Below are 9,638 nucleotides of genomic sequence, written 5' to 3'. Positions count from 1 at the left end.
CCGTGCCCATGTCAAAACCCAAGCGCCTCCTGGTTAAAACACCAGATCCACCTCAGGTGAACAAAAGCGCCGTTCATCGAGAACTCAGGCCAGGGCCGCCAGGGCCGTGTGGACCATGACGCGGACGCCCACCAGGAGCGCGCGCTCGTCCAGGTCGAACGTCGGCTGGTGCAGGTCGCGCTGCTTCTCCTGGCCGTTCCACACGCCGAGGCGCGCGAACGAGCCGGGCACGTGCTCCAGGTACCAGCCGAAGTCCTCGCCGCCGGACGACTGCTCGGTGCCGGCCAGGGCGTCGTCGCCCAGGGCGGCCTCGATGCCGGCGCGCAGGATCTGGGTCGACTCGCGCTCGTTCACCACCGGGGGCACGCCGCGGCGGTGGTGCAGGTCGAAGCCGACGCCCGTGGGCAGGAGCAGGCCCGTGACCAGGTCCTTGACCAGCGGTTCGAGCTCGGCCCAGATGTCGCGGTCGCCGGTGCGCAGCGTGCCGCGCAGCAGGCCGTCCTGCGGGACGGCATTGGGCGCCTCGCCCGCGTGGACGGCGCCCCACACCAGGACGGTGCCGGAGCGCGGGTCGACGCGGCGGGACAGCATCGTCGGCAGGCCGGTGATGACCGTGCCGAGGGCGTGCACCAGGTCGGCGGTGAGGTGCGGGCGCGAGGTGTGGCCGCCCGGCGAGGACAGCCGCAGCTCCAGCAGGTCGGAGGCCGAGGTGATGGCGCCGATCCTCGTGCCGATGCGGCCGACCTGCAGGCGCGGGTCGCAGTGCAGGCCGAAGATCCGCTCCACGCCGTCGAGGCCACCGGCGGCCAGCACGTCGAGTGCGCCGCCCGGCATGACCTCCTCGGCCGGCTGGAACACCAGACGGACGCGGCCGGGCAGTTCGGTGGCCGACGCGAGCGCCAGTGCCGTGCCGATCAGGACCGTGGTGTGGGCGTCGTGACCGCACGCGTGCGACACACCGTCCACAGTGGACGAGAACGGCAGGCCGGTGTTCTCCGGCAACGGCAGCGCGTCCATGTCGGCGCGCAACGCCACGCAGCGGGGGCCGTTGCCGACGTCGCAGATCAGGCCGGTGCCGCCGGGGAGGATGCGGGGCTTGAGGCCGACCTCGCGCAGCAGCTTCGCCACGAGCTCCGTGGTGTTGTACTCGCGGCGGGACAGCTCCGGGTTGGCGTGGATGTGGCGGCGCCAGGCGACGACGTCGGAGGCGTGCGCCTTCAACCAGTCGTCGAGCCACGCGGGGCCGCGGCCCTCTCCGAGATCATCCACACCAGACATGCTCACCCCGGTGGGGTCGACGAGCATCTCGGTGGACGTCTGCACAGCTGAGGAGCCCGATGGACGGGAGTCCAGGACCGTCACGCCGCACCTCCGCGGGCCAGCAGCCGTGCTCGCTGCTGGGAATCGGTGGCTGTCGCGATCGTCGTCCAGGCCATGGCGAGTGCTCCCTCGAGCAACGCACGGTCGGCCGACGCCGAGGCACAGGCGGTCGCGAACTCTTGTTGGTGGTTCACCGCGTCTCCGCAGTCAATGGCAATGGTCGGGTGGATGGCGGGCAACACTCTGGTGACGTTGCCCATGTCGGTGCTCCCGATCTTCTCCCGCTGTTCCTGCTCGGGCGAGAGCGGTCGTCGTCCCAGCTCGGTGGCAGCACGCCGGTAGGCGTCCGCGAGCCACGGGTCGGGAGTCAGCTCGGCGTAGATCGGTGAGACCTGCACGACCTCATGGGTGCAGCCGGTCGCGAGCGCGCCGGCCTGGAAACAGTCCCGGATCCGGTTCTCCAGGCGCTGCAACGATTCCAGATTCTCCGCCCTCACATCGAACATCGCCGACGCGCGAGCGGGTATTACGTTCGGCACCGTGCCGCCGTTGGTGACGATGCCGGTCACCATCTGGCCGGGCTCGAGGTGCTGCCGCAGCAGGCTGATCGAGATCTGCGCGACGGTCACCGCGTCCGCGGCGTTGATGCCCAGGTGCGGGGCCGCGGCCGCGTGGGACGGCTTGCCCGTGTAGTGCACTTCCAGATCCGTGATGGCGAGCGATCGGGCGGCACACGACTCGTACGGCGCCGGGTGCACCATCATCGAGAACGAGACGTCGTCGAAGACGCCCCGCTCGAGCATGAGCACCTTGCCGCCGCCGACCTCTTCCGCCGGGGTGCCGATCACCTTCACGGTGATACCCAGACGGTCTGCGACGTCACGCAGAGCGAGCGCCGTGCCCACGGACGCGGCGGCGATGACGTTGTGCCCGCACGCGTGCCCGACCTCGGGCAACGCGTCGTACTCGGCGCACAGCCCCAGCACCAGCTCGCCGTCGCCGTAGCTCGCGACGAACGCGGTGTCGAGGTCCGCCACCCCGCGGTCGATCTTGAAACCCTCGCGGGCCAGCAGGGAGGTGATCTTCTCGACGCTGCGGTGCTCCTGAAACGCCAGCTCGGGCTCGGCGTGCAGGGAGTGCGAGAGGTCCAGCAGCGCGTCGGAGTACCGCTCGACGGTCGAGCGTGTGCTCATCTTCAAGTCGGTACTCATTTGCTCACCATCCTGCATCACCACCTGTGAGGCGCGGTGCGCTGATGATGATCAACCGGCTGGCCGGTCGCAGCGCTGCGCCAAGCGGCGAGCGAGTTTCGGTCTGACCGATCAACGATGACGCAAATGGTCGAGAAGCACGCTTAATTCTGACTATTGCGTCCCACTACCTGGGACGAATCGTCTCACCTCGAACGACCGACGAACGGTCGCGTCAGCCCTTCTTGGCCGCGCGCTCCTTGCGCCACTTCGCCCACCGCTTCTTGTTCCGGTAGTAGACCAGCACGAACAGACCGAGCGCGATCGCGCCGATCCACAGTTTGCGCTTGGTCTCCTGCCGCACCTCTGGCGACGGCTCCTGCGGCGCGTTCACGTCGGGAGCCGGGTTCACGGCCGTCGTCTGCTGCGCTGCCACGACAACGTTCGCGCTCTCCTCAGCAACGGATGTCCCGGCGATCCCGAAGACGCCCATCAGCGCGAACACGCAGGCCAGCAGCAACCTCGACATGACCTGAACTCTACAACGAATACCACGTTCGAAGGTCACCCAAACTAGTTACATGCTCACCGAGAGTCCGATTGGAACGCCTTCAAAATCTGCTCCGCGGCAAGCGTGGCGGTCAGCTCGCCAGACCTGACCTTTTCCTCCAGAGAGGGCGCCATCGCGCGCACGGCGGTGCTCTCCCGCACCTGCCGCCACAGTTCGTCATGAACCATCATCCAAGTCCATTCGACCTGCTGACGTCGACGACGCTCGTCCAGTTCACCAGCCTCCCTCAAGGTGGACTGGTGTTCCAGCACGCGGGACCACAGCTCTTCGAGCCCGCCACCGGTGAGACCGGAGCACGTCAGCACCGGCGGGTGCCACAACGCGTCCGGCGGGCGCAGCAGCCGCAACGCCCCGGCCAGCTCCCGCGCGGCCTTGCGGGCGTCCATCTCGTGCTCGCCGTCGGCCTTGTTGACCGCGATGACGTCCGCGAGCTCCAGCACGCCCTTCTTGATGCCCTGCAGCTGGTCACCCGTGCGCGCCAACGTGAGGAACAGCGAGCAGTCCGTCATGTTCGCGACGGCCACCTCCGACTGCCCGACACCGACGGTCTCAACCAGCACGACGTCGAAGCCCGCGGCCTCCACCAGCACGATCGTCTCGCGGGTGGCCTGCGCCACACCGCCGAGCGTGCCGGACGTGGGCGACGGCCGGATGAACGCCTTTTCGTTCACCGAAAGCCGTGCCATGCGGGTCTTGTCGCCCAGAATGCTGCCGCCGGTGCGCGTGGACGACGGGTCGACCGCCAGCACCGCCACCCGGTGGCCCTTCTCGACCAGCATGGTGCCGAGCGCGTCGATGAACGTCGACTTGCCCACGCCGGGCACACCGGTGATGCCGACGCGGATCGCGTTGCCCGACTTGGGCAGCAGCTCGATCAGCAGCTCCTGGGCTTTAGCGCGGTGGTCGGCGCGCTTCGACTCGACGAGAGTGATCGCCCTGGCGAGCATCCCGCGGCTGCCGTCGAGCACACCCCTGGCGTACTCGGCGACGTCGATCACCCTAGGCATGGTGTCCGAGCTGGTCGGCGAGCTTCACCAGCAGGTCCTTGGCCGCGTCGGCGATGACGGTGCCGGGCGGGAAGATCGCCGCCGCACCCGCCGCGTACAGCTCGTCGAAGTCCTGGGGCGGGATCACGCCGCCGACGACGATCATGATGTCCTCGCGGTCGAGCTTCGCCAGCTCCTGGCGCAGCGCCGGCACCAGCGTGAGGTGGCCGGCGGCGAGCGAGGACACGCCGACGATGTGCACGTCGGCCTCGACGGCCTGCCGCGCGACCTCCTCCGGCGTCTGGAACAGCGGACCGACGTCGACGTCGAAGCCGAGGTCCGCGAACGCCGTCGCGATCACCTTCTGGCCGCGGTCGTGCCCGTCCTGGCCCATCTTGGCGACCAGGATGCGCGGCCGGCGGCCCTCCTGTTCCGCGAAGGCCTCCACGACCTCGCGGCAGGCGTCCACGTTGGACACTTGGCCGACCTCCTGGCGGTAGACACCGGTGATGGTGCGGATCTGCGCGCTGTGCCGCCCCCACACCTTGCCGAGCGACTCGGAGATCTCGCCGACGGTCGCCTTGGCGCGAGCGGCGTTGATCGCCAGCTCCAGCAGGTTCCCGCCGGCGGTCGCCGCGTTCGTGAGCTGCTGGAGTGCGCTGTCCACAGCGGACTGGTCGCGTTCCTCCCTGAGCCTGCGCAGCTTTTCCAGCTGCTGCGCGCGCACCCCGGCGTTGTCGACCTTGAGCACCTCGATCTGCTCGTCGTTGGCCACCAGGTACTTGTTGACGCCGATGACGGGCTGACGGCCGGAGTCGATGCGCGCCTGCGTGCGGGCCGCGGCCTCCTCGATGCGCAGCTTCGGGATGCCCTCGTCGATCGCGCGGGCCATGCCACCGGCCTTCTCGACCTCGGTGATGTGCTCCCACGCCTTCTTCGCGAGCTCGTTGGTGAGGCGTTCGACGTACGCGCTGCCGCCCCACGGGTCGATCACCCGCGTGGTGCCGGACTCCTGCTGGAGCAGCAGCTGCGTGTTGCGGGCGATGCGCGCGGAGAAGTCCGTGGGCAGCGCGAGCGCCTCGTCGAGTGCGTTGGTGTGCAACGACTGCGTGTGGCCCTGCGTCGCCGCCATCGCCTCGATGCACGTGCGCGCCACGTTGTTGAACACGTCCTGCGCGGTCAGCGACCAGCCGGACGTCTGGCAGTGCGTGCGGAGGCTCAGCGACTTGGGGGACTTCGGGTCGAAGCCCTTGACCAGCTTGGCCCAGAGCAGGCGCGCGGCCCGCATCTTGGCGATCTCCATGAAGAAGTTCATGCCGATCGCCCAGAAGAAGGACAGCCGCGGCGCGAACGCGTCCACGTCCAGCCCGGCCGCCTTGCCCGCGCGGATGTACTCGACGCCGTCCGCGAGCGTGTACGCCAGCTCCAGGTCGGCGGTCGCCCCCGCCTCCTGCATGTGGTAGCCGGAGATCGAGATGGAGTTGAACTTCGGCATGTTCTGGCTGGTGAAGCTGAAGATGTCGGAGATGATCCGCATCGACGGCTGCGGCGGGTAGATGTAGGTGTTGCGGACCATGAACTCCTTGAGGATGTCGTTCTGGATCGTCCCCATGAGCTGCTCCGGCTTCACCCCCTGCTCCTCCGCCGCGACCACGAAGAGCGCGAGAACCGGCAGCACGGCACCGTTCATCGTCATCGACACGGACATCTTGTCCAGCGGGATGCCGTCGAACAGCGTGCGCATGTCGTAGATCGAGTCGATCGCGACACCGGCCATGCCGACGTCACCGGCGACGCGCGGGTGGTCCGAGTCGTAACCGCGGTGCGTGGCGAGGTCGAACGCGACGGACAGGCCCTTCTGCCCGGCCGCGAGGTTGCGGCGGTAGAAGGCGTTCGACTCCTCTGCCGTCGAGAAACCCGCGTACTGCCTGATGGTCCACGGCTGGTTGACGTACATCGTGGGGTACGGGCCGCGCAGGAACGGCGCGATGCCGGGGTACGTCTCCAGGAAGTCCAGTCCGTCCACATCGGACGGTCCGTAGACCGGCTTGACCGCGATGCCCTCCGGCGTCTCCCACGCCGGCAGGTCGGTCTCGTACTTCGCCGACGGGAGCGGGCCGAGGTCGATGTCCGCGAAGCTGGGGATCATCGCTCCACTCCCAGGAACTCGTAGGTGTTGTTGAGGATTTCCAGCGCCGGGCAACCCAGGTACACGTAGCCGTCGACTTGTGCGTCGCTCTTCTTGCCTGCCAGGAGTACCCGTTCGGCGCCCACCGCACGCAACGCCTCGACGGTCGGAACGGCCAGGTCGGCGTAGCTGCTGTCGCTGCCGCACACGACCGCGATCCTCGCGCCGGACGCCGTGAACTTCTCCGCCACCTCTTCCGGGGTCCTGGTCGGGCCCGCGTTGGGAGTGGCGAAACCGCCCGCGTTGAAGAGGTTCGCGGCGAAGGTGGCGCGCGCGGTGTGGGCGGCGACCGGGCCGAGGGTGGCGAGGAAGACCTGCGGGCGTTCGGGCTGGGCGTCGGCCAGGTCGCGCAGCTCCTCGAAGGCCTGGGCGTACCGGACGCGCGGCAGATCACCTGTCGGCAGTTCGGGCGCCGGGTCGCGGACGACCGGCTTCTCGGTCAGGTTCGGGAACTCGCTCACACCGGTGATCGGGTCGCTGCGGTCAGCCAGCCGAGCCGACCGCGCGGCCCAGGTCGCCGCGATCCGGTCCCTGATCAGCCCGCGCGCGGCAGCGAACCCGCCCGCACGTTCGATCTCCTGGAACCACGACCAGGCCACACCGGCCAGCTCGTCGGTCAGCTTCTCCACGTACCAGGACCCGGCGGCGGGATCGATCACCTCACCGAGGTGCGACTCCTCCAGCAGCAGGTTCTGCGTGTTGCGCGCGATCCGCCTGGCGAACTCGTCCGGCAGCCCGATGGCCGCGTCGAACGGCTGCACCGTCACCGAGTCGGCACCACCGAGACCGGCGGCCAGCGTCGCCACCGTGGTGCGCAGCATGTTCACCCACGGGTCGCGGCGGGTCATCATCGCGGACGACGTCACAGCGTGCTGCACCTGCGGCACGTCGGCACCGGACACCTCGGCGACACGCGCCCACAACCGGCGCGCGGCCCGCAGCTTCGCGATGGTCGTGAACTGGTCGGCGGTCGCGGCGTAGCGGAACTCCAGCTGCGCGAACGCCTGCGCGACGTCCAGCCCGGCGTCGGTCAGCGCCCGCAGGTACGACACGCCCAGGGCGATGGAGGCGCCCAGCTCCTCGGAGTCCGAGCCGCCCGCGTCGTGGAACGGCAGCGCGTCCACCACCACGGTTCGCAACGACGGAAACTGCCGGCTCGCCTGTTTGATGACGTCAAGCGCATCGCCGAAAGGCCTCAAAGCCAGGTTGCCCTGCACCTGCTCGGCCAGCACCGGCGCCTGGTCGTAGATCCGCAGCATGGTGCGGGCCGCCTCGACGTCGCCGTCGAGCACGATCGGCGCGAGGTCGAGGTAGACGCCGTCCAGCACGCGTTCGAGCGACGATGCCGGCAGCGCGAGCCACAGCGAGGTGACGCCGCCCTCCAGGTCGTTCATCAGCGCGACCGGATCGGGTACCGCGTGGCGCTGCCGGACGTCCCAGCCCTGCTTGGCCGGCGCCAGCGCGTAGGGCGGCAACGCGTCCTCGAGCGTGTAGAGCGGCTGGAGTTCGATGCCGTCATAAGTCCTGGTGACCAGCGAGTCGAAGCTCGCCCCGGTCTTCGCGAGGACGACGTCGACCAGCTCACGCCACTGTTCCCTCGACGCTGAGGGGAACTCGTTCGGGCGGAATTCGGCGGGCAAGGCCAACTCCATCATGCGTTGCAGTGTTACCGACCAGTACCGACTCGGCTATGTGAGGTTCACCGCCGTTAACGATGCAGTGAGTGTCTCAGGAAGAATGAACGTGTGGAGGACCAGGAGCGCTTGATCGCCGCCAGGTACCGGCTGCTGCACATGCTCGGTCAGGGCTCGATGGGCACGGTCTGGGCCGCTCACGACGAGGTGCTGCGCCGCCAGGTCGCCGTGAAGGGCATCCTCCGGCCACCCGGCATGCCCGACGCCGCGGCCGACGAACTGCGGGAACGGACGATGCGCGAGGCACGTGCCGTCGCCGCGCTCTCCCACCCGAACCTGGTGACGCTCTACGACGTCGTCCAGCACGACGGCGACCCGTACGTGGTGATGGAGCTGGTGCCGTCCCGCAGCCTGGGCGAGGTGCTGCAGGAGCAGGGCTGCCTCACCGAGAAGCAGGGCGCGGCGGTGCTGGACGCGGTCGCCGCGGCGCTGGCGTCGGCGCACCGGGCCGGCATCACGCACCGCGACGTGAAGCCGGGCAACGTGCTGATCGCCGACGACGGGAGGATCAAGCTCACGGACTTCGGCATCGCGCGCAACGTCGCCGAGGCCACCATGACCGCGCGCGGCATCACGCTGGGCACCCCCGCCTACATCGCGCCCGAGGTCGCCCAGGGCGGTGACGTCTCGGAGGCCGCCGACCGGTGGTCGCTGGGCGCGACGATGTGGGCGGCGATGGCCGGCGAGCCGCCGTACGTGGGCAAGAACGTCATGCAGACGATCAACGCCGTGATCAACGGCGACGTACCCGTGCCCGCGGGTGCCGGGCGGCTCGCGCCGGTGATCAGCGGGTTGATGCGGAAGGATCCGGCGGAGCGGCTGTCGCTGGTCGACGTGCGCAAGCAGGTCTACCCGCTGCTGCCTGAGCCGGGCACGGACGCGTTCGAGGTCGAGTCCGTGCCGCTGCCGATCGTCGTGCGACCCAAGCCGAAGATCGAACCGGACGCGCCGCTGGCCGACGACCCTGGCCCGTTGCCGTTCATGATCACCAAGCCGATCGCGCCGCCGCGGGAGCGTGGACGGGTCGCCACCACGTTCCTGCTGGTCGCGGCGATCCTGCTGTTCGTCGCGGGCTCGGGTGGCGGGTTCGCGCTCACCCGGCTGGCGGCCGGTGCGCCGCTGCTGCCGCCGACCGAGCAGACGGTGCAGACGCTGCCGACCCTGCCCACCGCGCCCACGCTGCAGCCGAGAACGGCCTCGGCGGTGACGGCGATCGGTGACCAGGGCGGGAAGTTCACGCTGAACGTCGAGGCGAGCTGGGCGATGTACGCGGAACAACGCGCGGCGGACAAGCTGCTGCCCCCGTCGGCGGTCGTGCACTTCGTGTCCGACAGCGGCGCGTACGAGGTGGCGGTGCAGCGGTTCCCGGACTTCTACCCGGCGCGCAGGATCAGCACGTACACGGCCGCGGTGCAGGCGCGCTGGCCCGGCCGGTTCTTCGGCGGCGAGAAGGTGCCGACGGCGAACCTCGCGGGGCCGCGCAGCGAGGACAGCATCCAGTTCGTCTACAAGACCGTCGAGGGTGAGGAATCCAACGCGTTACGGAGGTCGCACTTCTCCCGCGTGCTCCCCTACGGCAACGATCTGTGGGTCGTCGAAGTGGTGGTGCCCACAGAGCAGGAGGACGAGGCACGCGCGAGGCTGTTCGACGCGATCGCCTCCACCTTCGCCCCGGTTTAAGCTCTCGCG

The 9,638-nt window shown here is 69.3% G+C and carries 7 protein-coding genes; 1 reads left to right on the top strand and 6 read right to left on the bottom strand.

The window, feature by feature from the left end:
• Nucleotides 1–84: 84 nt before the first annotated feature.
• The 6 genes from IEZ09_RS42850 to IEZ09_RS42825 all read right to left on the bottom strand — a co-directional run bounded on the left by IEZ09_RS42850 (nucleotide 85) and on the right by IEZ09_RS42825 (nucleotide 7,910).
• Nucleotides 85–1,362, bottom strand: a complete 1,278-nt coding sequence (locus tag IEZ09_RS42850) for a M20 family metallopeptidase (protein WP_189259597.1) — start codon at nucleotides 1,360–1,362, stop codon at nucleotides 85–87.
• The gene (locus tag IEZ09_RS42845; protein WP_189259596.1) at nucleotides 1,359–2,531 is read right to left on the bottom strand and encodes a M20 family metallopeptidase; all 1,173 of its coding nucleotides are present in this window, start codon (nucleotides 2,529–2,531) and stop codon (nucleotides 1,359–1,361) included. The genes IEZ09_RS42850 and IEZ09_RS42845 overlap by 4 nt, the downstream gene beginning before the upstream one ends.
• Before the next feature lie 214 nt (nucleotides 2,532–2,745).
• Nucleotides 2,746–3,039 (bottom strand): hypothetical protein, encoded by a 294-nt coding sequence (locus IEZ09_RS42840; RefSeq protein WP_189259595.1) that lies wholly within the window; start codon nucleotides 3,037–3,039, stop codon nucleotides 2,746–2,748.
• A gap of 56 nt (nucleotides 3,040–3,095) precedes the next feature.
• On the bottom strand, nucleotides 3,096–4,088 hold the full coding sequence (gene meaB / locus IEZ09_RS42835) for a methylmalonyl Co-A mutase-associated GTPase MeaB (RefSeq protein ID WP_189259594.1): 993 nt from the start codon (nucleotides 4,086–4,088) through the stop codon (nucleotides 3,096–3,098).
• Nucleotides 4,081–6,216, bottom strand: coding sequence for a methylmalonyl-CoA mutase (gene scpA, locus IEZ09_RS42830; protein WP_189259593.1), 2,136 nt, complete (start codon nucleotides 6,214–6,216; stop codon nucleotides 4,081–4,083). Before scpA ends, meaB begins: the two co-directional genes overlap by 8 nt.
• A complete protein-coding gene (locus tag IEZ09_RS42825) occupies nucleotides 6,213–7,910 on the bottom strand; it encodes a methylmalonyl-CoA mutase family protein (protein WP_229813449.1) in 1,698 nt (565 codons plus the stop codon). Before IEZ09_RS42825 ends, scpA begins: the two co-directional genes overlap by 4 nt.
• A 90-nt stretch (nucleotides 7,911–8,000) precedes the next feature.
• Here IEZ09_RS42825 and IEZ09_RS42820 point away from each other — a divergent pair, with 90 nt between their 5' ends.
• A complete protein-coding gene (locus IEZ09_RS42820) occupies nucleotides 8,001–9,629 on the top strand; it encodes a serine/threonine-protein kinase (RefSeq protein ID WP_229813448.1) in 1,629 nt (542 codons plus the stop codon).
• The last annotated feature ends 9 nt before the right edge of the window (nucleotides 9,630–9,638 follow it).

This window comes from Lentzea flava (assembly GCF_014648475.1).
In the GTDB taxonomy this organism is placed as follows: domain Bacteria; phylum Actinomycetota; class Actinomycetes; order Mycobacteriales; family Pseudonocardiaceae; genus Lentzea; species Lentzea flava.
The sequence above is the reverse complement of the archived record's forward strand: the minus strand, read 5'-3'. Positions and strand labels throughout refer to the sequence as shown.